The sequence below is a fragment of the Streptomyces inusitatus genome, assembly GCF_014651115.1.
GTDB classification, from domain to species: Bacteria; Actinomycetota; Actinomycetes; order Streptomycetales; family Streptomycetaceae; genus Streptomyces; species Streptomyces amakusaensis.
This window is the reverse complement of record NZ_BMWG01000009.1, coordinates 111,540-132,293: the sequence shown is the minus strand read 5'-3', so window position 1 is coordinate 132,293 and position 20,754 is coordinate 111,540. Positions and strand designations below refer to the sequence as shown.

Below are 20,754 nucleotides of genomic sequence, written 5' to 3'. Positions count from 1 at the left end.
GCGCTCATTTCCGCCGGGAGCGCCCGGCGGCCTCCACGGCGACCTCGTGGAACGCCCGTACCGTACTGTCCCAGGTGTATCCGGCCGCCATTTCCCGCGCGGCCCGCCCCATCGCCGAGCGGTGCTCCTCGCCGAGCGCCAGCGAGCACCAGGCGGCGGCGAACGAACTCTCCCCCCGGGCCAGCACCCCGCTCACCCCGTCGACGACGGAGTCCCGCAGCCCCGGAACGTCGAAGCCGACCGTCGGGGTCGACCGGATCGCGGCCTCCGTGACCACCAGCCCCCACCCCTCCACGGCCGAGGGATGCAGCAGCAGCCAGGCCGAGCAGAGCAGCCGGTGCTTCTCCGCCTCCGTGACATGGCCCGTGAACTCCACTGAGGGGCCCGCGAGCCTCGCCAGCCGGTCCCGCTCCGGACCGTCCCCGACGATGACGAGCCGCCCGCCGGTCACGGGTCTGACCCGCTCCCACATCCTCAGCAGCAGATCGATCCGCTTGTACTCCACGAGCCTGCCCAGAGCCAGGAACAAGGGCTCGGGCGAGCGCGGCGGCCGGGGACCGGGCTCATCGACGCCGTTGTGCACCACACGTATTCGGTCCTGGTCGACGCCGATCCCGCGCAGCGCCCCGGCCGTGGACGGGGACACCGCGACCACCAGATTCCGCCGCTGCGCCTCCTTGAGGGACCAGTGCTCCAGCCGGCGGCCGAGCCGCCCGGCGGGCGCGAGGGCACGGCCGCCGAAGCGCATGTTCCACAGCTCGGTGTGGACATGGTTGACCAGGCACAGCGTCGGGCCGCGATGCCACAGCGGCGTCAGATACGGCATGCCGTTGCACACCTCGACCAGCAGATCGCAGTCGCCGACCCGCCGGGCCAGGGTCCCCCGGGCCCGCAGGAAGTGACCGAGGTCGCCGCCCGCCGACACCACACGGTAGTCACGGGGGGCCGCCGGGCCACCGCAGACAAGGGTGACCTGATGGCCGAGTCGGGTGAGACCGCCGGCCAGCCGGTCCACCAGGAGTTCGGAACCGCCGGCGGCGGGATTGCCGAGGTCGCGGCGGGAGAGGAACACAATGCGGCGCGGCTCGGAGGGCGGCGCCGCGAGCGGCTGAGCGGGCCGGGGACCGGCCTTGCGCAGCGAAGCGGGCACGTGCTGGGGCATTGGTGCTCCGACTCGTCTCGGGGTGCGGAACGGTGCGGCGGTACCAGGGAGGTCCACGGCGGTACGGAGTTCGAGCGGGGTACGGGATGAGGTACGGGTGCGTAAGAGGTACGGGTGAGGTGTACGGGTGGGTGGGCCGGGTCCGGGACCGCGCGGGCGAACGACTGCTGCCGCACGCGGTCCCGGCGGGACTCCGGCCCGGGGATCCGGCTCCGGACGAGCCCCGGAGGGTGCCGGGGCCGCTCGAATGTGCCGGGGTCTTGCACGGATGGTGTGTTCGGGTGGGTGGGATGGACAGTTTTCGCCCAGCGGTTCGCCGCGGCTACTCACCGGGATGACAAATCGCGCGCCTGTTACCGGCCGTACCTCATCACCGAGTGAAGGGTTCCGGTTCTCCGGCCGGAGCCGGGACCGCGCCGGTGTCCTCGGAACGCCCCCGGAACACCATCACCGAGCCCGCCGCGGCCAGCAGCAGCCCCAGCGCGCCCGCCCCCACGGGCACCGTCAGCCCCAGCAGCCGGAACTTGCGGTTATCGGCCCGCGCCAGCTCGACCTGCTTCTTCTGCGTCTCCTCGGTGAACGCGATGCGCTCGCTCTCCAGCAGCACCACCTCGTTCCCGCCGGAGACCGCGCCCGGAGCCCGCAGCGTCTTCCTCGGCCCGATCGCCGCGAACAGGATCCGCCCGGTCTTCCGGTCCGCGACCAGCTCGATGCCGTGGTTCGCGTACCACTCCTCGGCGAGCACCTGCCCGCGGTCCGGCAGACCGACGAGCACCCCCGGCACCTGCCGCGTCCCGGTCCTCACCGGGTCGACCGTGCCGGTGAACCGGTATCCCTCGTGCCCCTGGACCTTCGTCCCGCCCGCGAACTCCAGCTCCACGGTGCCGCCCAGCGTGCTGTCCCACCAGCGGTACGCCCGCCGCTCCACATTGAACGGGAACTTCAGATACGCCTCGCCCTCGAAGCGCGGGCTCTCCTCGCAGCAGTGCACGGGGGTGTTGGTCCTCCGGTCGGTCACCCAGCGTTCCACCGTCCACTGGAACGAGTCGTGGGTGTCGGACGCGGGCAGGGTGTCGTCGGTGTCGACGCTCGTCGACACGTCCCAGACGGCCCGGCCGCTCTCCTCGCTGTCGGCCACGTCCCCGCGGACCTTCCGGGTGACGGTGAGCTTCGTACCGTCGACGGTTTTGACCTTCTTGGCATCGAAATAGCTACCCCGACCAGTGAAGACCGTGGTCGCGTCGGTGTCGATCGGGGTGCGCTGGGCGCGCGGCTCGACATACCAGGCGAGCATCGCGGCCAGCACCAGCAAAAAGGTGCCGACGCCCAGCAGAACGAGCGGGACGGGTGAGGCGGTACGTCGCATCCGGGCACTCCAGGAGGGTTCGGGGCGGGTCAGCGCAGTGGCGGAGAATCGCGGTCACAAGGTGACGGAGCGTGTGCGCGCGTAGGGAGAAAACGCAGGCGCGGTATGGGCCGGGAACCGTAGGCGCCCTCTTGACTAGGTGTCAATGCATTGTTGAGACTGACCCCTGCCGGCCGAGACCGGCGCGCGCCACCACGGGAAGGCGGTACCAGGGACCCGTGACCGCCCATGAGCAGGGAACTCATGAGCACCGGCGCGGATTGTGCGGATCACCCGGGGTGGGGACGACCTTTCGACCGGAGAGGCTGGACCCCAGCATGCCCAGACTGCTCACCGCCGCACTCACCGTCGTGGCCGCCGCGGCCCTCGCCGTGGGCGCCGCCCTCGGTGCCGTCGCCCTGCTCAATGCCGCCCCGGAGCAGCCCAACACCCCCCTTGTCACCTACGAGACGGCCCCCCGGGAGCGCTGACCAGTGCCTTCCCCCACCTCCCCGGGCGCCACCGCGGGCCCCCTCACCACGGGGGACCGCACCGTGCCGCCACTCGGGACCCGCTCGGCCTGGCACGACGTACCGCGCACCCAGGTACGCCAGTTCGCGGCACTCGTCATGGCCGAGGCCCCCACGCTGGCCGAGGAGATCCTGCGGGAGATCCGCCGCGAGTACCCCCATGTCCCGGTCGTCCTCGACGACTCCGGGGAACCCAAGTCCCTCATCGGCATCCGGCGCGCCATCGAGATCTTCGTACTGCGTCTGGAGACCGCCGAGGACCGGCCCCGCGTCCACCCCGAAGTCTTCCAGGACTTCGGCCGCGGCGAGGAGATCGGCGGCCGCAGCCTCGACTCCCTCCAGGCCATCTACCGCCTCGGCGTCCGCCTCACCTGGCGGCGTCTCGCCGAGATCGGCCAACGCGTCGACATCCCGCCGCCCGCCATGTACGAGCTGGTCGACGCGGGTTACGAGTACCTCGACGGCCTCGTCGACCAGTCGGTACGCGGCTATGCCGAGGCCGCCGCCCGACAGGCCGGTGAACGCCTCCGCCTCCAGCGCGAGCTCATGGAACTCCTCCTCGCCGACCACAGCACCCGCCCCGCCGCGGGCCCGCACGAGATCGCCGCCGCCCTCGCGGAACGCGCCGCCCGGATCGGCTGGCCGCTGCCCGCCAAGGTCTCCGCCGGAGTGCTGCTGCGCCCCGCCCGCCAGGCCGTCGCCCCCGCCGTCGGCCAGGGCGTCCTCCTCGACATGGAGGCCGAACAGCCCCGCGTGATCGTCCCCGACCCGTACGCGGCGGGCCGCCCCGAACTGCTGCGGCGCGCCATGACCGGCTGGGCCGGCGCGATCGGACCGCCGGTGCCGCTGGTCGACGCCGCGAAGTCGCTGCGCTGGGCCGAGGCCGCCGTACGCCTCATGGAACGCGGGCTGCTTCCGGCGGGGGAGGTGCTCCACTGCACCGAGCACACCGAGGCCCTGGTGCTCCTCCAGCCCGAGGAGCTGATCGACGACCTCGCCCGCCGCACCCTCGCCCCCCTCGCCCACTGCGGCCGCACCCCCGCCCGCCGCCTCGCCGAGACCCTCCTCGCCTGGCTGGAGACCCGGGGCGGCGCCCCCGAGGTCGCGGCACGCCTCGGGGTCCACCCCCAGACCGTCCGCTACCGGCTCCGCCAGATCCGGGAGCTGTGGGGGGACGAGATCGACGACCCCGACCGCCGCTTCGAACTCGAACTGGTGCTGCGCGCCCAGCGGCTGCGCGGAGACCTGGGCAGCTTCACCCCCTGAGCCCGGGGCCGTAGCCCGAGGCCGTCCGGGGCCGTAGCCCGGGGCTGAGGGGCCGTCCGGGGCGCGTCAATCGCCGTGCGCCGCCGCCGGTTCTGACTCCCGCTCCGGGGCCGGGGGCTGCTCTGTCTCCTCCTCCCCGTGGCCCACGGTCGAAACGCCGCGCAGCATCACCGCGGCCAGCGCCGCGGTGGCGAGCAGCAGCGCGGCGGAGACGCCCGCCGCGGTGGCGAGGCCGTCGGTGAAGGCGTCGCGGGCCGCGTCGACGAGACCCGACGAGGCCGGTTCCGGCAGGTCCTCGGCGGCGCTGACGGCACTGCCGACGGTCTGCTGGGCGTCGCTCAGCGCGGCGTCGTCCACACCGGCGGGCGCGTTGTCGGAGAGCTGCCGCCGGTAGACGGCGAGGCCGAGGCTGCCGAGCAGCGCCATGCCCAGGGAGAGGCCCAGCTCCGCGCCGCTCTCCGAGACGGCCGACGCCGCGCCCGCGCGCTCCGGCGGGGCGGAGCCCACGATGAGGTCGGCGGTCAGGGCGAGAATCGGGGTGACACCGGCGTACAGCAGGGTGAATCCGCCGATCGCCCAGGCCAGTCCGGACTCCGGGCCCGCGGGCACGATCAGCGCCGCGCCGACGGCGGCCAGCACCAGACAGACGCTGACCGCGGTGGCCGGGCGGACCCGGGTGACCGTGCGCGGGGCGAGCAGGGTGCCGACGATGCCGATGCCGACGGCGGGCAGCGTCCACAGGCCCGCCCGGAGCGGGGAGAGTTCGTGGACGGACTGGAGATACTGCATCAGCAGGAGCTGGGTGCCCGCGAGACCGCAGACCGAGAGCGTCTGAGTGCTCAGCGCGGCACTGAAGGCCGGGACGCGGAACAGACCGAGATCCACCAGCGGCTCGTCCAGCCGCTTCTGCCGCCGGACGAAGGCCGCGCCCGCGGCCAGGCCGACGAGAGCGAAGCCCAGTGGCCCCGCACCCGCGCCCGACTCGGAGAGCAGCTTGACCGCGTAGACCAGCGAGAGCACCGCCAGCAGCGACAGCGCGGCGCTGACGAAGTCGAAACGCCCCGCCGGCCGGGCCTCGCGGTGCTCCGGCAGCAGCTTGGGCGCGGTGACCAGGAGCAGCACCATCACCGGGACGGCGATGAGGAACACCGACCCCCACCAGAAGAACTCCAGCAGCACGCCGCCCACCAGGGGGCCGACCGCCTCGCCGGTGATGAAGGCGGTCATCCAGACGGCGATGGCGAAGGCGCGCTGGGCGGGGACCGCGAACATGGTGGAGATCAGGGCCAGTGCGGAGGGCATCACCGTCGCCCCGGCGACCCCCAGCAGCGCCCGGGCCAGGATGAGCGTCTCGGCACTCTGCGCATACGCCGCGAACACCGAGGCCGCGGTGAAGGCGGTGGCTCCGGCCATCAGCAGCCGACGGCGTCCGATCCGGTCGCCGAGGGTGCCCATGGAGATCAGGAATCCCGAGATCAGGAAGCCGTAGATGTCCAGGATCCACAGCAGCTCGCTGCCGCTGGGGGAGAGATCCTCGCTGATGGCGGGCGCGGCGAGATGCAGGACGGTCATGTCCATCGCCAGCATGGAGGTGGGCAGGGCCAGTACGGCCAACCCCCACCACTCCCGTCGTCCCGCGCGCGGCGGCGCGCTTTCGCTGGGCACTGCCGTGCCTCCTTCCTTCCGTGCGTCACTTCACGGCCGTCACTCGGCGACGGCCGTTCGCACGAACGGTAAACCCTCACATCAATGTGAAAGTCAAATCCAGGGAGGGGGGTTGGAGGTGCGGCGCGGTGTGGTGCGGCGCGGCGCGTATGAGGGAACCTTCCCGCCGTACGGGCACCGGCGACTTCTAGAGCGAGGCCCGGCGCACCACGCGGTGGCGGAGGCAGACGACTCCCGAACCGAAGGCACGGGTCCCGACGAGTTCGAGATCCACCCGGCGCTCCCGCCGGGGAAAGAACGGAACACCGCCGCCGACCAGCACCGGGTGGACCCTGGCCCGGTACTCGTCGATCAGCCCCAGCGCGGCCGCCTCGGCGGCGAGCGTCGCACCGCCGATCGCGATGTCACCCTCCCCCGGCTCGGCCCGCAACCGCTCGATCTCCTCCGGCAGACCACCGGAGGCCAGGCGGGCGCTGCCCCGCACCGTCGACAGCGTGGTGGAGAACACCACCTTGGGGAGCGGCTTCCAGATCGCCGCCCACTCACGCAGGGAGCCGCCGAGCGACGGATCCTGGTCCGCAGTCTCCCAGTACAGCATCGTCTCGTACAGCCGCCGTCCCAGCAGATGGACGCCGACCTCCCGGATCTCGTCGGTGACGAAGCGAAAGAGCTCCTCGTCGGGCTCCGTCCAGTCGAAGCGGCCGTCCGGCCCGACGATGTAGCCGTCGAGGGAGACGCCCATCGAGTAGGTCACCCCGCGCATCAGAAGTCCTCCTCCGGAACAGGCCCGACTCTATGAGCCGACCGCCGCGGGACTCGTCGCGGCTCACCGTCCCCGCCCTTCCCTTTACGCGGGACGAATCCCACCGGGCACCCCGGTTTCCCGCCTGAGACCGAGCCCCCACGGAGGCTCTTCTACGGCGTCCGGTCGGCGCCCTCCCCGTTCCCGCGCGCGCCGGGCAGATGGATCAGTACGAGGGCGAACGCCGCCAGCATCACATTGCGTCCCGCGGGCTCCAGCCCGTTCCAGTCGGACGACTGCCACATCTGGAACCACTCGCCGCCGATCACGATGAAGCCGAGTCCGAAGAGCAGCAGCACCATGAGCAGCCCCAGGGTGGTGGTCCGGCGCGCCGGGCCGACATCCCCCCGGTTCCCGCGCCGCAGTCCGCGTACCCACAGCCACACCGCGCCCAGCAGGACGGCGGCGGTCAGTGTCTCCCAGGCGATGATGCCCACGTACGCCACGTCGGCCACGGCGTGCGACTCGATCGCCCGCCACATCACGTCCTCGTCCCGGAAGGTGGTGTCCATGGCCAGGACATGGCGGACGAACTCGCGGTTCGTCCCGAAGTCGGTGATGTTCCCGAACGCGACCAGGGCCATGTAGGCGGCGACGATGCCCGTGAGCACGGCCCCCGCGACCGGCAGACTCCCGAACCCGCTCCGTATGCCGTCGCCGTCCTTGCCGTCCCTGCCGTCCTTGCCGTCCTTCGTCATGAAATCCCCTTCCATCACACAAGTCCCATGCGTCTCACACGCATTGATCTCGCGCATCGTTCCACGCCGGCCGGACCCTGTGTCCGTTCACCCCGTGAACTGCGCCCGGGTGGGGGCGGGGACGGGGAGCGGGTGGGCGCTTCGGGTGCGCAGACCGTCGAAGACCATGGCCAGATAGCGCCGCCAGAGGCCGGGGGCGTCCTCGCTGATGCTGAGGACGGCCTGGGAGGCGGCGCTCAGCAGGAGCACGATGTCGAGGCCCGTGATGTCGTCACGGATCGCCCCGGCCCGCTGCGCGTTGGCGACGAGGGTCTCGGCCACGTCCGCGAGGCGTTCGCGGGAGGTGTGGACGGCTGATTCGCTGCGGGAGAGGGCGGCGGCGGCCTGGCAGAAGGAGCGGTCGCGGGCCTGGATCTCGGTGCCGATGGTCATGAACTCGAAGAGCGCGCCGGCCGGGTCGTCGGACTCGGCGAGCCGGAGACCGGCCGTGACCAGTTCCTCCAGGCGGTCGCTGAAGATCTCGGCGAGCAGTTGTTCCTTGGTGTCGAAGTGCCGGAAGACCGTCCCCTTGCCGATTCCGGCCCGGGTGGCGATACGGGTGATCGACACATCCATGCCGTTCTCGGCGAACTCCGCCGCGGCGGCGTCCATCAGCAGGCGGCGGTTGCGCACGGCGTCAGCTCTCATCATGGGTCCCATCCTACCTAATCGGACCGCGCGGTCATGTTGTGCTACGGTTCAGAACATGACCGAGCGGTCCGGTTGTCCGGATCGTGTGGCACGAGGCGCTTCGGAGCCGAGTGCCACCGGTCTCGGCGCGGCCCCAGGACGGGGGCGCGCCCGATCAGACCTCCCCGCCCCGCCGGTGTCACGGCGGGGCCCGCCCCGAGCGGGATCGCCCGATCCGGGGAGTGGCAGCACGCAGTGAGAGAGGAAACAACCATGGACGTCCGCGGCTACGAGACCGGCCCGATCAAGGCGGAGGCGGCCTTCACCTCCGACTTCCCCCTGGATGACCGCTACTCCACCCAGGACCTCGTCGACATGCTGGAGCGTGAGCGCCCCAACATGGACATCCGCCCGGGCATGCGCCACAAGTACACCCCGCTGCGCTTCGACCCGGCCACCGGCGTCAAGTACATCGGCGGTCGCTACCTCTTCGACACCTGGGAGAACGTCCTCGACTACAACCACTTCACCAACGAGGAGCTCTTCCCGGAGCCCGGCGTGAAGTTCTGGTCGCGCTTCCCCGGTGTGGACAAGCACTACTGGAAGGTCACCGGCGCGCACGACTTCAAGCCGATGGCCACCTCGCACCACATCAACCGGTTCGAGCGGTACTCCTACCCCGCCGAGAGCGCTGAGGGCGTCGAGCGGCTGCTGGCCGAGGTGTGGCCGGCCATCCGTGACGAGGCCGAGAAGCAGGGCCAGTCCAGCATCTGGCTGATGTTCCAGCCCGAGGAGAAGCAGATCGGCATCCTGACCGTCGCCGAGAAGACCGGCGACGCCGACCAGTCCGTCGCCATCTCCAAGGGCCTGGAGCGCCTGGAGAAGGTCGAGCCCTTCGGCCGCTTCCTGCCCGGGCGGCTCGGCGCCGAGCAGCTGATGGACCGGACCAGCCTGATCATCTCGTCCTGGCTGCCGGAGTCCCGGGCGCTGGGTGGGGCGCACTCGTCCTTCGACGTGTTGCCCCCGCCGCACCCGAAGCCGCAGACCGGAGGGGGTGCGAGCGGATCTGAGGGGGTCCGAGCAGACCCAAGCGGGCCCGAGCGGACCCGACGGCGAACGGGCGCCCGGCCGGAACACTCTCACTGTCCCGGCCGGGCGTCCGTGAACCGTACCGCTCGCGGACCGGCCCTTCAGCCGTTCCCGGCGGGAACGCCGTTCGCGGTGGGCCCGGCCGTCAGGTCCAGGCTTCCCGGTACGGCGGCGAACGCGCGGTCGGTCAGGGCGATCAGCTCCGGCCGGCCCGCGTTCGCGGGCCCGGTGGACCAGGCGTGCAGCGCGCACCGGAAGGCGGCCACGGTGATCTCCAGCGCGATCCGCAACCGCAGCTCGTCCATCCCCGGCCCGTCCGGACCGCCGTCGTCCGCGATCAGTGGCCCCCGGGCCCCCAGGCGCCCGGAGAGCAGCGCCAGGACGGCGCCGGAGGTCTCGGCGCAGTGCTGGAGGCTGTGCGCCGAGAGCGCCGGGATCCGCTCCACGAGCCGCCGGCTCTCCGCGAACCGCCGCTCCCACTCCTCTCCCATCCGCTCCAGAGAGGCGATCAGCGCCCGGTGCAGCACACCGAGGACCGGCCCGGACAGTTCGGCCGCCCGGAGCACATCGAGGAAGGCGGCCCAGAACTCCTTCTCCGGCGCGAGCGCCACATCCTCCTTGGAGGCGAAGTAGCGGAAGAAGGTCCGCTTCGAGATCTCGACATCGTCGGTGAGGTCGTCGAGTGTCGTCCGCTCGAAGCCGTCCCTGGCGTACCGGGTGAGCGCGGCCTCGACCAGGGCCCGCCGGGTACGCAGCCGCTTGCGCTCGCGCAGCGGCAGCTCTTTCCCCTCCAGCCCCGGCCCCGGCCCCGGCCCCGGTGCCGGTCCCGGTCTCGTCGCCGTCCCTGTCGTCATACCGGCGAGTGTAGGCGGAATCGCCCCTGGAATACCTAAGCCACCGAGCAGCGTTTGCCTACTATAAGCAAGTGCCACTGAGTGACATTTTCTGGACGGCGGCCCGCCCGCCCCAGAGACCGACCGGAGGAATCCCATGCGTGCCCTGATCGCCGACCGCTCCGCCCCGGGACGGCTGCGCCTCGCCGAAGCACCCGACCCCGTCCCCGCGCCCCACCAGGCGCTCGTCCGCGTCACGGCGATCTCGCCCAACCCGGCCGAGTTCCGCTACATCCTTCCGGGCGCGCCCGACGGCGCGGTGATCGGCTGGGACGCCGCCGGTGTCGTCGAGCGGGCCGCCGCCGACGGCTCGGGCCCGGCGGCCGGCACCCCCGTGACCACCCTCGGCCTCAGCGAGGGCTGGGCGGAGCTGCGCGCCGTCGACACCGCGCTGATCGGCACCGTCCCCCGGGGCGCCGACCTCGGAGAGATGAGCACCCTGCCCGTCTCCGGCGGGACCGCGCTGCGCGCCCTGCGCAGACTGGGCCCGATCCTGGGCCGTCGGGTCCTGGTCAACGGGGCCTCGGGCGCGGTCGGCCGGTTCGCCGTCCAGCTCGCCGCCCGGGGCGGCGCGTATGTGATCGCCGTCGCCCGGAAGCCGGAGACGGCCGACGAGCTGCGCGCCCTCGGCGCGCACGAGGTCGTCACCGGCCCCGACGGGATCACCGCACCCGTCGACGGAGTGCTCGACCAGGTCGGCGGCCCCGACCTCGCCGCGTACTTCGACGCGCTCGGCGAGGGAGGCACGCTCGTGCTGACCGGTGCCGCCTCCGGCGGCGCCACCACCTTCGGACCGGGCGGTCTGCTCGCCGACCCCGCGCGCCAGAACCGCTCGATCGTCACCTTCTTCGAGATGACCGGCGGCGGCATCGACACGGACCTGACCTGGCTCGCCGCCGAGGTCGCCGCCGGGAGGCTGCGCACGCACACCGTGTGGCGCGGCGACTGGAACGACGCCGCCGAGACACTCGACGCCGTACGGATGAGCCGGCTCGCCGGAAAGGCCGTCCTGGAGCTGTCCTGACGCGCCCGCCGCGCCGATCGCGACCCGGCCCGGTTCCATCACCGGAACCGGCCCCCGACCCCACCACGAAAGAACCGAACCGTCATGACCCGCTACTCCGACATCCCGCTCTCCGTCCTCGACCTCTCCCCGATCCGCACGGGCCGGCCCGCCGCCGAGGCGCTGGAGAACACCGTCGCGCTGGCCTGCGCCACCGAGGCGTACGGCTACCGCCGCTTCTGGATCTCCGAGCACCACAACACCCCGGCGATGGCCAGCTCCGCGACCTCGATCATCATCGGCCGGGTCGCCGCCGCCACCGAGCGGATCAGAGTCGGAGCGGGCGGCGTCATGCTCCCCAACCACGCCCCGTACGTGGTCGCCGAGCAGTTCGGCACCCTCGCCACCTACCACCCGGGCCGGATCGACCTCGGCCTCGGCCGCGCCCCCGGCACCGACCCCTGGACCACCCGCGCCCTGCGGCGCGAGCACCAGAGCGGCGCCGACTTCCCCGAGCAGGTCGCCGAACTCCGCGGCTACCTCGCGCCCGGCAGCGCCGAGCGCAAGGTCCGCGCGATCCCCGGCGAGGGCGTCGACCTGCCCGTCTACATCCTCGGCTCCAGCACCTTCGGCGCGGCCCTCGCCGCCCGCGAGGGGCTGCCGTTCGTCTTCGCCTCCCACTTCTCGCCCGACCAGCTCGGCACCGCGCTGGAGCTGTACCGCAACGCGTTCCGCCCGTCGGCGACGCTGGCGAAGCCGTACGCCGTCGTCGCGGCCAACGCGGTCGTCGCCGACACCGACGAGGAAGCCGTACGGATCTTCAGCACCATGCGGCAGAAGTTCCTCACCCACTTCCGGGGCGGCATGGAGTTCCTGCCGCCGGTCGACGACATCGACGCCGTCTGGGCCCCGCAGGAGGCCCGGATGGTGAACGCCATGCTCGCCGAGTCCTTCACCGGCACCCCGGAGACCGTCCGCCGGGGCCTGGAGGGCCTCGTCGACCGGACGCACGCCGACGAGCTGATGATCGTCAGCGAGGCCTGGGACTTCGACGCCCGGCTGCGCTCGTACGAACTGCTCGCCAAGACCTGGAACCACTGACCCCGGCACCCTCCTCGCGAAAGGATCCGCAGTGAACGCGCCCGCCGCCCTCTTCCGGCCCACCCGGCTCGGTGACCTCGCCCTGCCCAACCGCATGGTCATGGCGCCGATGAGCCGCGCCCGCGCGGACGCCGACGGCACCCCCGGCCCGCTCATGGCGAACTACTACGCCCAGCGCGCCTCGGCCGGACTGATCGTGGCCGAGGGCACCCACCCGGTCGCCGCCGGAGCCATCGGCCCCGGCGCGCCGGGCCTGTTCACCGACGCCCACCAGGACGGCTGGGCACGGGTCGCCGACGGGGTGCACGCGGCCGGCGGACATCTCTTCCTCCAGCTCATGCACGCGGGCCGGCTGGCCCACCCCGACTTCCTGCCCGAGGGGACGCCCCCGGCGGCCCCCTCGGCGGTGGCCGCCGACACCCTCGTCCACACCTCCGCCGGCCGGATGCCCGCCGTCACCCCGACGGCCCTCACCGACACCGCGATCCAGGAACTGATCGACGCCTTCGTCCACTCCGCCTGCCGAGCGGTGGCCGCGGGCCTCGACGGAGTCGAGATCCACGCTGCCAACGGCTATCTGCTCCACCAATTCCTCGCGGAGAACACCAACCTCCGCACCGACCGCTGGGGCGGCGACACCGAGGGCCGTATCCGCCTCACCACCGCCATCACCAAGGCCGTCGCGGACACCATCGGCCCCCACCGGGTCGGAGTGCGCATCTCCCCGTCCAACCCCTTCGGCGACCTCACCGAGACCGACCCCCACACCACCTACACCGCCCTCCTCCGCACACTCGCGCCCCTCCGCATCGCCTATCTGCACCACGGCGAGACGGGCACACCACTGGACACGGCGGTACGAGAACTCTGGCCCACAGCCCTCATGATCACCCCCCTCCCGGCCCACCGCGACAAACCACAGGCCGCCGCCCACTCCCTCGAACACGGCGCGGACCTCGTCTCCTTCGGCCGCGACTTCCTCGCCAACCCCGACCTCGTCACCCGCTGCCGCATCGGCGCCCCCCTCAACCCGGCCCGCCCGACGGGCTTCTACGGCGGGGGAGCCCACGGCTACACCGACTACCCGGCCCTCGGCCGACCCGCGTGATCGGGCGGTCGGCCGATCCTGCCGCCCACCGCGGTGCCACGCCGTACAGTCGGACGCGTGCACTCAGCGACAAGAAGAGCCCCCGCCGGGCTGGTTACGGTCACCGGAAGTTCGGGCCAGGTCGGAGCGGCCCTGGCCGAGGCGCTGGACGCGGCCGGCTGGGTGGTTCGCGGTGTGGACCGGATTCCCGGGCGCTGGACGAGCGTGGTCGGAGATCTGCGAAACCGGCCGGTGAGACTGGCCGCATTGGAGTCGGCCGATGTCCTGGTCCATGCTGCCGCGCTGCACGCCCCGCATGTCGGCCGTCTGGCGGATGGAGAGTTCCGGTCCGTGAACGTAGGCGCGACCGTGGGCCTGCTCGACGACGCCGACCGCCTCGGCGCCCGGCGGGTTCTCTACATCAGCAGTACGAGTGTGTACGGGCACGCCCTGGAGCCCACCGATCGTGCTGTCTGGGTGGACGAGCGGCTCACGCCGCTTCCCAGGGACATCTACGACGAGACCAAACTGGCCGCGGAGGAGCTGGTCGCCGGCTGCGCCGTTTCTTCGATCACGCTGCGCATATCGCGATGTTTTCCGGAGCCGCCGCCGGTGCGAGCCCGCCATCTGCTCCACAGGGCGGTCGACGTCGCCGACGTAGCGGCGGCGGGGGTCCTGGCCGTGGCACATCCCACCGTTACCGGCAGGTTCAACATCTCAGGGCCGCACCCGTTTCACCGCGAGGACTGCCTTGCCCTTTTCCGTGATGCGGGCGCGGTGCTCGCCGAACGGGTTCCGGACGTCGTCCGGGCATTCCGCGACCAGGGGTGGCCTGTGCCCGATCGTCTGGACCGGGTGTACGACTCGACCGCCGCGGCGAACGCGTTCGGTTACCGACCTGTTCGCGGAGTGCGGGAGCTACTGCGCGATGCCGCGGCCGGTCCGGGGCCCGAGTGATCGGACGGCTCGGCTCGGCTCGCCCTCGACGGCTTCCGTGACCGGTCCGGCGAGGCCGGTGAGGGGTGAACCATCACTCTGGTTGTTCGGTGAAGTCCAAGCCCAGCCAGCAGTTGCCCGGTGCCTCCGGATCCCTGCTGGTCCAGAACTCGACGACCGCCGAGGTGAATTCCTCCGCCGACAGCCTGCCGTCCCCGTCACGGTCCAGTCGGCGGAAGGCGGCGTCCACATGCTCTCTGGACTGTCGGGGGAAGTGGCCGCTCAGGAAGGAGAAGTACTCGTCGGGGTCGAGTGCCCCGTCCCGGTCGGTGTCGGCGACGGTCAGGAAGACCTCCGCCAGGGCCCCCACGGTGGCGCGCGCCGCTGCGGGGTCGTCGGCCAGGGAACGGGTGGACTCGATGAACTGCTCGCGGCTCATCGCCTCCGCGCCGGGCGGCAGATGGGGCACATGCAGGTTCCGCCAGATGGACACGTACGCGTCCACGATGCGCTGCTCCTCCTCCGACCCGGAGAGGTGACCGAGCGACCGGGCGGACCGCTGTCCCATGAGGACATGATCGGCTTCGGTCAGATCCCCGCTGCCGTCCACGTCGAACTGGTCGAAGCCGTAGGCGATTTTGCGGATCAGCAGTTCCTCTGACATCGGCCTGTCTCCTTCGAGCGGGGGAGCGGCCCCGGAGGCCGGAGAAGGGCCCGGGGCGGCAGCGGTGCACGGTGATATTACTCCGTTCCGGTGAGGGCCCGGAATCGAACAGGGCACAGCACACGGCGGAATCGATTTCCACCGCCACCGCCACCGCCACCGTGCGCATCGCCCCGAACCGGCCGGTCCCGCGTCGGCGGATGTGGCGCTGGTGGTGCTCCTGAGGGTGCTGTACCTGCGGCGATACCTTCGTTCGGGGGAATCGGCATCCTGAGGGCTTGCGGGGTGCGGTGTTCGCGTGATGATGCCGTCACGGAACAATCACCCGGTTGGAGCCCCAAGATGACTGAACGGGACCAGGACACCACCGAAGCGGGCGGCGAACCGCTGGACCTGGCCGACCAGGAGCTGGTCCGTGATCCGTTCACCGCGTACGCACCGGTTCGTGAACGTGAGCGGATGGTGCGGGGACGGGTACGGGGCGTCGACCTCATGTGGGTGGCCACACGGCACGACGACATTCGTACGATCATGAGCGATTCCCGCTTCACCATTGACGCGGCGACCGTCCCCGGCGCGTCGGTGGCGCATCGCACCGAGCAGACCTGGCAGGCGCGCGGCATGTACGCGGGGCACGAGAAATATCTGCGCGCAGGAATCTTCGACGCGGACGGAGCCGACCACCGCCGGCTGCGCGGCCTGGTCACCGCCGCGTTCTCCCCGCGCCGAGTGGCGGCGCTGCGCCCCAGGATCGACGCCATCGCCGCCCAACTGCTGGACCGGCTGCCGGACCACGCCGAGGACGGCGTCGTCGACCTGGTCGAACACTTCGCCCGGCCGCTGCCGATCACCGTCATCTGCGAACTGATCGCCGTCCCCGAAGCGGACCGGGACCGCTGGCGGGCACGGAGCGCCACACTGAGCGCGGGCGTGTGCGGTGAGGAGCTGGGAGAGGCGCTCGCAGGCATGATCGACGACGCCCACACGCTCATCGAGCACCACGCGGCCCACCCCGGCGGCGACCTCATCTCAGAACTGCTGTCGCCCCGCCACCGCGATCGACTGAGCACCGACGAGCTTGTCGCGCTCATCACCAACCTGGTCGTCGCCGGGCACATCACCACCGTCAATCTCATCGCCAACAGCACCGAGGCACTCCTCGCCCACCCCGACCAGCTCGCTCTGCTGCGCGAGGACCCCACCCTCATGCCGTACGCCGTCGATGAACTCATGCGCTACTGCGGCCCCGTCGTGCGCGCCCTCCCGCGCTACGCCGTCTGCGACACCACCGTGGGCAGCACCCCCGTACAGGCGGGGGAAGCGGTCCTGCCGATCGTGTCCGCGGCCAACCGCGACCCGGCCGCCTTCACCGACCCCGACCGTCTCGACCTCGGCCGCACCCGTCGCGGCAGGGAACCCCACCTCGGATTCGGGCACGGCGCCCACCGCTGTCTGGGCGCGCACCTCGCCCAGGAGGAGACCGCCGCCGCCCTGACCGCTCTGTTCGACCGGGTGCCGGACCTCCGGCTCGCCACCGATCCACAGGATCTGCAACGCGGCGCCAACCCTGTCAACTGGCATCTGAGAGCGCTCCCCGTGCGCCTGTGAGCCGACCTCGACGATCACTCGTGCCGGTGTCGCCGGAGACGGAGACGGCGACGGAGATGATCGACGAGGACGGGTACGTGGCTGTGCTCCGGGTCCTTGACGGCGGTGACCAGGGTGACGGTGGAGGCGCGGGCCAGGTCGATCAGACGGCCGACCGCCGCCACCCGGTCGGGCTCGGCCAATTCCTCCTCGTAGCGGGCCCGGAAGGCGGCGAAGTCGAGCCGTCCGGAGTGGTAGGCGGTGCGCAGATCACCCGAGGGCGTCACATCCTTGAGCCACTCGTCCACCGCGGCCCGCTCCTTGGACACCCCGCGCGGCCACAGCCGGTCCACCAGGACCCGCCGGCCGTCGGCCGGCTCGGGAGGGTCGTAGACCCGGCGCACCCGGAAATCAGGGTCAGACGGCATGGTGTGCCTCCCGGAGCGCGGACCTGTCACGAGGAACGCTATCCCGGGGCCGCCGCTCGGCTCCGGCGAACCGCCGTGGCGGCCGTCGGCCGAAAACGTCTACCGGGGGCCGGGGCCGGGGACCGTTCGCGACACGCGCAGTTCCGTGAGGTACCGCTTGGCGACCCGGCCTCCGTACCGCCCGTCGATCAGCGTGGCGATGCATTCGAGGAGCCCTTCGCGCGCCTTCGGCGGCAGCGCCCGATGGCCGGAATAGGTCCGCAGTACCTCCAGATACTGGGCGGTGGTGTACGTCAGCTCCCACTCGTGACGCCGGAGGGCGACAGGGCCGAACCGGCCGGTGCGCGCGACCTCGTCCGCGTGGTCGGAGGTGTCGACGTCCCCGGCGGCGGGCGGGCGCAGCCCCGGAGGGGTGGCCGGGTCGAAGCGTTCGTAGCACTCCTGGACCTCGATGAAGAACTCTTCGCTGCCACCCGCCACATGCTGCGTGGCCACCACGGCGAGGGCGCCCCCGGGCCGCAGCGCGTCAGCGGCTTTCGCCGTGCGCACCGCCGGATCGATCCAGTGGAACGCCGTGGCGAAGAGAACCGCGTCGAAAGGCTCCCCGGGCAGCGGCCAGCTCTCGAAATCAGCGGTCACGATCTCCACCGCCGGGAAACCGGCCAGGTTGCGCCGGGCGACGGCGGCCATGTTCGCCCCCAGCTCGACGGCGGTGACCCGGCAGCCCCGCTCGGCGAGCGGCAGGGTCGCCTTCCCGGTGCCCGCCCCCACCTCAAGGACACGGCGGCCGGGACCGATGACGGCCATGCCGCTGAGGTCCTCGAACAGCTCCGGCGGATATCCGGGCCTGGCCCGGTCGTACAGCTCCGCGTCCTCGTCGAAGGTCCGGCTCAGCCGGGTACGGTGCGTCTCTTCGGGGGTGTCGTCGCGCATGGCAGCACACTAGGCCGCGGCCGCGTCATCCGCGGTCGGCGATGCGCTCAGTGCCTGGCCCGCTCGCCCAGCCCGCGCGGGGCCGCCGCCGCACCTACTGCTCGCGCGCGTGCAGACAGCGGCAGTACCGCCGGAACACGGACCGCCGGAACACGGACCGGCGGAAGACGGGGAGCTGAGGAGGGGACTCTCAGGCGTCGGGCAGCGACGCCGCGAGGCGCTCCCAGTCCGTGTGGACCCGCTCCCCGACGATCCCGAACTGGGTGATGACCGCGACGCACCGCCCGTCCTCGTCGTCGAGCTCGATCGCCGAGGTCGGGCCGTGCGCGGCCGTGGAGCGGACGAGGTGGCACGCGCGGACGGCGGGGAGCCCGATCACCACCGAGCTGTCCGCGACGGCCGCGAACACCTGGCCGCCGACGGTCTGGTCGGTGATGTGCACCCGCCCGGCGCACGCCTGCATGGCCGCCGGGCCGAACACCGCGACGCCGATCGGCAGCCCGGCGGAGCGGACGTGCTCCAGAACCGAGGGCAGGACGGCGGCGTCGATCTTCCGGTGCTCGCCGGGATACCGGTCGAAGGCCTCGCGCCGGGCGACACCCCCGTCGACGAGGATCGCGTCGAGCTGCGCGAGCTGGTCGCCGTCCTCCCAGGCGGGCGGCCGGACGGGGGCCGTGGGGGGCGGCGCGGCGGTCACCGCACCGCCCGCGGCCGGGCCGGTGAGACCGGCCAGCAGCCGGTCGCCCTCGGAGAGCAGCAGCCCCTGGTGGGCGATCCGGCCCGCGGCGTCGAACAGCTGGACGGCGACCGAGCCGGTGCGCTCGTCCCGTACGACCGAGGCCGAAGCGACCGCGTCACCGTCGACGCGCAGCGTGATCGACCCCGGCAGGACGGAGAACGCCTCCCCGCGCAGACTCGGCACCGCGTAGCTGCCGGCCTGGTCGATCCGCGCGACGGGACCGCCGGTGACCGCCTGGACGTACTGGAAGAGCGTCAGACAGCGACCGAGCTCCGGCATCCGCGCGTCGATCGGACGCCCGGTGCCGCTCCGTCTGCCGCAGTGCTCCCCGAACACGCACAGGCGGCCGTCGGCGTGCGGCGGCCCGGCCCGGTGATCCGCCATGCGTCAGTACACATCCCGCACATAGCGCTTCGCCCGGCGCAGATCCGCGAGGTACTGCGAGGCGTCGTCCTCCCCGTGCCCGCGCTGCTCGGCGATGACGCCCAGCAGGGCCGCCTCGACGTCCTTCGCCATCCGGGAGGCGTCACCGCAGACGTACACATGAGCGCCGTCCTCCAGCCATCCGTACAGCTCCCGCGACTGCTCGCGCATCCGCGTCTGCACATAGACCTTCTCGGCCTGGTCGCGCGAGAACGCGAGGTCGAGCCGGGTGAGGACGCCCTGCTCACCCAGCTGGGTCAGCTCGTCCTCGTACACGAAGTCGGTACGGCGGTGCTGGTCGCCGAAGAACAGCCAGTTGCGCCCGGCGGCCCCCCGCGCGGCGCGCTCGTGGAGGAAGCCCCGGAAGGGGGCGATGCCGGTGCCGGGACCGATCATGATCATCGGGGCGTCGTCGTCCGCCGGGACGCCGAAGGAGGCGTTCGGCTGGAGGTAGACGCCCGCCGTGCCGTCGGAGGCGCCCTCGCCGATCCGGTCCGCGAGATAGGTCGACGCGACGCCCTCGTACCGGCGGTGCGCGTTGGCGTACCGCACGGACGCGACGGTGAGATGGATGCGGTCCGGGTGCGCGAGCGGGCTCGACGAGATCGAGTACTGCCGTGCCTGGAGCGGACGGAGGAACGGCAGCAGCTCGTCCAGGCCCGGCGCGGCGGACCCGGCGTCACGGATCAGGTCGAGCACATCCCGGTCCCAGAGCCAGGAGTCGAGGTCGGACCGGTCGCCGTGCGCGACGACCGAGGCGAGTTCGCTCGAAGGGGCGCGCTCGACCAGGTCGGCGACCAGCTCCTTCGACGGGATGCGGATCTCGCGCCCGGTGCTCAGCACCTCGGCGAGCCGCCCCCCTTCGACGTCCTCGTCGCCGCTCGCGCCGAACTGCTTGAGGAAGTCGACGACGAGCGCGTCGTCATTGACGGGTACGACGGCGAGCGCGTCACCGGCCGTGTAGGTGATGCCGCTGTCGCCGAGGTCGAACTCGTAGTGGCGGATCTCCTTCGCGCTGTCCGGCGAGGACAGCAGTCTGTTCACCGCGAGCCGGGAGCGGTACGGGCTGCGCCGGTTCCAGGGGGACCGGGTCCGGCCGGCCGGGGGCGCGGTGCTCGCCGCCGTCGTCGTCGTCGCACCGGCCGTGGCGGTCGCGCCGGTCTCGTCGGCGAGACGGTCCAGGACCGAGGCCGTCCACGCCGCGGCGGGCTCCTCGAACTCGACGTCGCAGTCGACGCGGTCGTGCAGCCGGGTCGCCCCGAGCTGCTCCAGCCGGGTGTCCAGCAACTTCGCGGCCTGGCAGAAGTCGTCGTACCCCCGGTCGCCGAGCCCGAGGACCGCGTAGCGCAGACCCTCCAGCCGGGGCGCGCTCTCGGCCTGGAGCGCCTCCCAGAACAGCCCGGCGTTGTCGGGCATCTCGCCCTCGCCGTAGGTCGAGACGACGACGATCAGATGGGACATGGCGGCGAGCCGCTCGGGGGTGACGTCGTCGAGCGCGGTGGCGGCACCGCCGAGGCCGCGGGCGCGGGCCCCGGCGACGAGTTCGCCGGCGAGGAACTCCGCGTTGCCGGTCTGGGTGCCGAACAGCACGTCGACCGTGGCCGAGGGCGTGTCCGCCGCGGCGGTCTCCCGGCGTCCGGCGGCCGCGACGCCCGCGATGAACCCGGCCAGCCAGGACTCCTGTTCGGCGGAGAACGGCGCGTCGGCCAGGATGAGGGATCCGGTAGGGGGCAT

19 protein-coding genes and 1 pseudogene are annotated in these 20,754 nt (G+C 72.2%); 8 read left to right on the top strand and 12 right to left on the bottom strand.

The features are described from left to right. Nucleotides 1-4: 4 nt before the first annotated feature. Nucleotides 5-1,162 carry a glycosyltransferase family 4 protein gene (locus IE247_RS16715; RefSeq protein WP_190123924.1) on the bottom strand — a complete coding sequence of 386 codons (1,158 nt, stop codon included), beginning with the start codon at nt 1,160-1,162 and terminating at the stop codon, nt 5-7. A 370-nt stretch (nt 1,163-1,532) separates the two neighbouring features. Then, nucleotides 1,533-2,528: a cell envelope lipid trafficking protein PgfA gene (gene pgfA, locus IE247_RS16710; RefSeq protein ID WP_190123923.1), complete on the bottom strand. Its 996-nt coding sequence runs from the start codon at nt 2,526-2,528 to the stop codon at nt 1,533-1,535. 317 nt (nt 2,529-2,845) lie between these two features. On the opposite strand from pgfA, the gene IE247_RS16705 reads away from it, so the two are divergent. After that, nucleotides 2,846-2,998: a hypothetical protein gene (locus IE247_RS16705; RefSeq protein WP_190123922.1), complete on the top strand. Its 153-nt coding sequence runs from the start codon at nt 2,846-2,848 to the stop codon at nt 2,996-2,998. Between the two features lie 63 nt (nt 2,999-3,061). Next, nucleotides 3,062-4,303: a PucR family transcriptional regulator gene (locus IE247_RS16700; RefSeq protein WP_190124015.1), complete on the top strand. Its 1,242-nt coding sequence runs from the start codon at nt 3,062-3,064 to the stop codon at nt 4,301-4,303. Between the two features lie 66 nt (nt 4,304-4,369). Here IE247_RS16700 and IE247_RS16695 read toward each other — a convergent pair whose 3' ends face one another. The 4 genes from IE247_RS16695 to IE247_RS16680 form a co-directional block, all read right to left on the bottom strand. Next, entirely contained in the window at nt 4,370-5,968 is a 1,599-nt protein-coding gene (locus IE247_RS16695) for an MFS transporter (protein ID WP_229869160.1), read from the bottom strand. 187 nt (nt 5,969-6,155) lie between these two features. Further along, nucleotides 6,156-6,731, bottom strand: a complete 576-nt coding sequence (locus IE247_RS16690) for a dihydrofolate reductase family protein (RefSeq protein WP_190123921.1) — start codon at nt 6,729-6,731, stop codon at nt 6,156-6,158. A gap of 152 nt (nt 6,732-6,883) precedes the next feature. Next, a complete protein-coding gene (locus tag IE247_RS16685) occupies nt 6,884-7,468 on the bottom strand; it encodes a DUF2165 domain-containing protein (protein ID WP_190123920.1) in 585 nt (194 codons plus the stop codon). An 87-nt stretch (nt 7,469-7,555) separates the two neighbouring features. Next, nucleotides 7,556-8,158 (bottom strand): TetR/AcrR family transcriptional regulator, encoded by a 603-nt coding sequence (locus tag IE247_RS16680; RefSeq protein WP_190123919.1) that lies wholly within the window; start codon nt 8,156-8,158, stop codon nt 7,556-7,558. A gap of 252 nt (nt 8,159-8,410) precedes the next feature. Between IE247_RS16680 and IE247_RS34360 the strand changes: the two genes are divergently transcribed. After that, nucleotides 8,411-9,859: a hypothetical protein gene (locus IE247_RS34360; protein ID WP_229869172.1), complete on the top strand. Its 1,449-nt coding sequence runs from the start codon at nt 8,411-8,413 to the stop codon at nt 9,857-9,859. Between the two features lie 26 nt (nt 9,860-9,885). On the opposite strand, the pseudogene IE247_RS34355 reads toward IE247_RS34360, so the two are convergent. Further along, nucleotides 9,886-10,080, bottom strand: a pseudogene (locus tag IE247_RS34355) (hypothetical protein); the annotation flags it as partial. Between the two features lie 136 nt (nt 10,081-10,216). Here IE247_RS34355 and IE247_RS16665 point away from each other — a divergent pair. The 4 genes from IE247_RS16665 (at nt 10,217) to IE247_RS16650 (ending at nt 14,267) form a co-directional block, all read left to right on the top strand. Continuing rightward, the gene (locus IE247_RS16665) at nt 10,217-11,143 is read left to right on the top strand and encodes a zinc-binding dehydrogenase (RefSeq protein ID WP_190123918.1); all 927 of its coding nucleotides are present in this window, start codon (nt 10,217-10,219) and stop codon (nt 11,141-11,143) included. Nucleotides 11,144-11,227: 84 nt separating this feature from the next. Beyond that, nucleotides 11,228-12,223 (top strand): LLM class flavin-dependent oxidoreductase, encoded by a 996-nt coding sequence (locus IE247_RS16660; protein ID WP_190123917.1) that lies wholly within the window; start codon nt 11,228-11,230, stop codon nt 12,221-12,223. A gap of 31 nt (nt 12,224-12,254) precedes the next feature. Then, entirely contained in the window at nt 12,255-13,331 is a 1,077-nt protein-coding gene (locus tag IE247_RS16655) for an alkene reductase (RefSeq protein ID WP_190123916.1), read from the top strand. Between the two features lie 57 nt (nt 13,332-13,388). Beyond that, nucleotides 13,389-14,267 (top strand): NAD-dependent epimerase/dehydratase family protein, encoded by an 879-nt coding sequence (locus IE247_RS16650; protein ID WP_229869159.1) that lies wholly within the window; start codon nt 13,389-13,391, stop codon nt 14,265-14,267. 73 nt (nt 14,268-14,340) lie between these two features. Here the strand turns inward: IE247_RS16650 and IE247_RS16645 are convergent, their stop codons facing one another. After that, nucleotides 14,341-14,910, bottom strand: coding sequence for an EF-hand domain-containing protein (locus IE247_RS16645; protein WP_190123915.1), 570 nt, complete (start codon nt 14,908-14,910; stop codon nt 14,341-14,343). A 342-nt stretch (nt 14,911-15,252) separates the two neighbouring features. Between IE247_RS16645 and IE247_RS16640 the strand changes: the two genes are divergently transcribed. Beyond that, a complete protein-coding gene (locus IE247_RS16640) occupies nt 15,253-16,518 on the top strand; it encodes a cytochrome P450 family protein (RefSeq protein ID WP_190123914.1) in 1,266 nt (421 codons plus the stop codon). Between the two features lie 14 nt (nt 16,519-16,532). Here the strand turns inward: IE247_RS16640 and IE247_RS16635 are convergent, their stop codons facing one another. From IE247_RS16635 to IE247_RS16620, 4 genes are all read right to left on the bottom strand, one after another. Beyond that, nucleotides 16,533-16,925, bottom strand: a complete 393-nt coding sequence (locus tag IE247_RS16635; RefSeq protein ID WP_190123913.1) for a DUF488 domain-containing protein — start codon at nt 16,923-16,925, stop codon at nt 16,533-16,535. 99 nt (nt 16,926-17,024) lie between these two features. Continuing rightward, nucleotides 17,025-17,858: a class I SAM-dependent methyltransferase gene (locus IE247_RS16630; protein ID WP_190123912.1), complete on the bottom strand. Its 834-nt coding sequence runs from the start codon at nt 17,856-17,858 to the stop codon at nt 17,025-17,027. Nucleotides 17,859-18,048: 190 nt separating this feature from the next. Next, the gene (locus tag IE247_RS16625) at nt 18,049-18,981 is read right to left on the bottom strand and encodes a hypothetical protein (protein WP_190123911.1); all 933 of its coding nucleotides are present in this window, start codon (nt 18,979-18,981) and stop codon (nt 18,049-18,051) included. Nucleotides 18,982-18,984: 3 nt separating this feature from the next. Continuing rightward, a complete protein-coding gene (locus IE247_RS16620; RefSeq protein WP_190123910.1) occupies nt 18,985-20,754 on the bottom strand; it encodes a sulfite reductase subunit alpha in 1,770 nt (589 codons plus the stop codon).

What these genes read in the sequence shown, in the direction of transcription:
- IE247_RS16705 (WP_190123922.1), top strand. Translation starts at nt 2,846, where the DNA reads ATGCCCAGACTGCTCACCGCCGCACTCACCGTCGTGGCCGCCGCGGCC.
- IE247_RS16715 (WP_190123924.1), bottom strand. Translation starts at nt 1,162, where the DNA reads ATGCCCCAGCACGTGCCCGCTTCGCTGCGCAAGGCCGGTCCCCGGCCC.
- IE247_RS16645 (WP_190123915.1), bottom strand. Translation starts at nt 14,910, where the DNA reads ATGTCAGAGGAACTGCTGATCCGCAAAATCGCCTACGGCTTCGACCAG.
- IE247_RS16620 (WP_190123910.1), bottom strand. Translation starts at nt 20,754, where the DNA reads ATGCCCCCTACCGGATCCCTCATCCTGGCCGACGCGCCGTTCTCCGCC.
- IE247_RS16680 (WP_190123919.1), bottom strand. Translation starts at nt 8,158, where the DNA reads ATGATGAGAGCTGACGCCGTGCGCAACCGCCGCCTGCTGATGGACGCC.
- IE247_RS16625 (WP_190123911.1), bottom strand. Translation starts at nt 18,981, where the DNA reads ATGGCGGATCACCGGGCCGGGCCGCCGCACGCCGACGGCCGCCTGTGC.
- IE247_RS34360 (WP_229869172.1), top strand. Translation starts at nt 8,411, where the DNA reads ATGGACGTCCGCGGCTACGAGACCGGCCCGATCAAGGCGGAGGCGGCC.
- IE247_RS16660 (WP_190123917.1), top strand. Translation starts at nt 11,228, where the DNA reads ATGACCCGCTACTCCGACATCCCGCTCTCCGTCCTCGACCTCTCCCCG.
- pgfA (WP_190123923.1), bottom strand. Translation starts at nt 2,528, where the DNA reads ATGCGACGTACCGCCTCACCCGTCCCGCTCGTTCTGCTGGGCGTCGGC.
- IE247_RS16690 (WP_190123921.1), bottom strand. Translation starts at nt 6,731, where the DNA reads ATGCGCGGGGTGACCTACTCGATGGGCGTCTCCCTCGACGGCTACATC.
- IE247_RS16685 (WP_190123920.1), bottom strand. Translation starts at nt 7,468, where the DNA reads ATGACGAAGGACGGCAAGGACGGCAGGGACGGCAAGGACGGCGACGGC.
- IE247_RS16635 (WP_190123913.1), bottom strand. Translation starts at nt 16,925, where the DNA reads ATGCCGTCTGACCCTGATTTCCGGGTGCGCCGGGTCTACGACCCTCCC.
- IE247_RS16640 (WP_190123914.1), top strand. Translation starts at nt 15,253, where the DNA reads ATGACTGAACGGGACCAGGACACCACCGAAGCGGGCGGCGAACCGCTG.
- IE247_RS16665 (WP_190123918.1), top strand. Translation starts at nt 10,217, where the DNA reads ATGCGTGCCCTGATCGCCGACCGCTCCGCCCCGGGACGGCTGCGCCTC.
- IE247_RS16630 (WP_190123912.1), bottom strand. Translation starts at nt 17,858, where the DNA reads ATGCGCGACGACACCCCCGAAGAGACGCACCGTACCCGGCTGAGCCGG.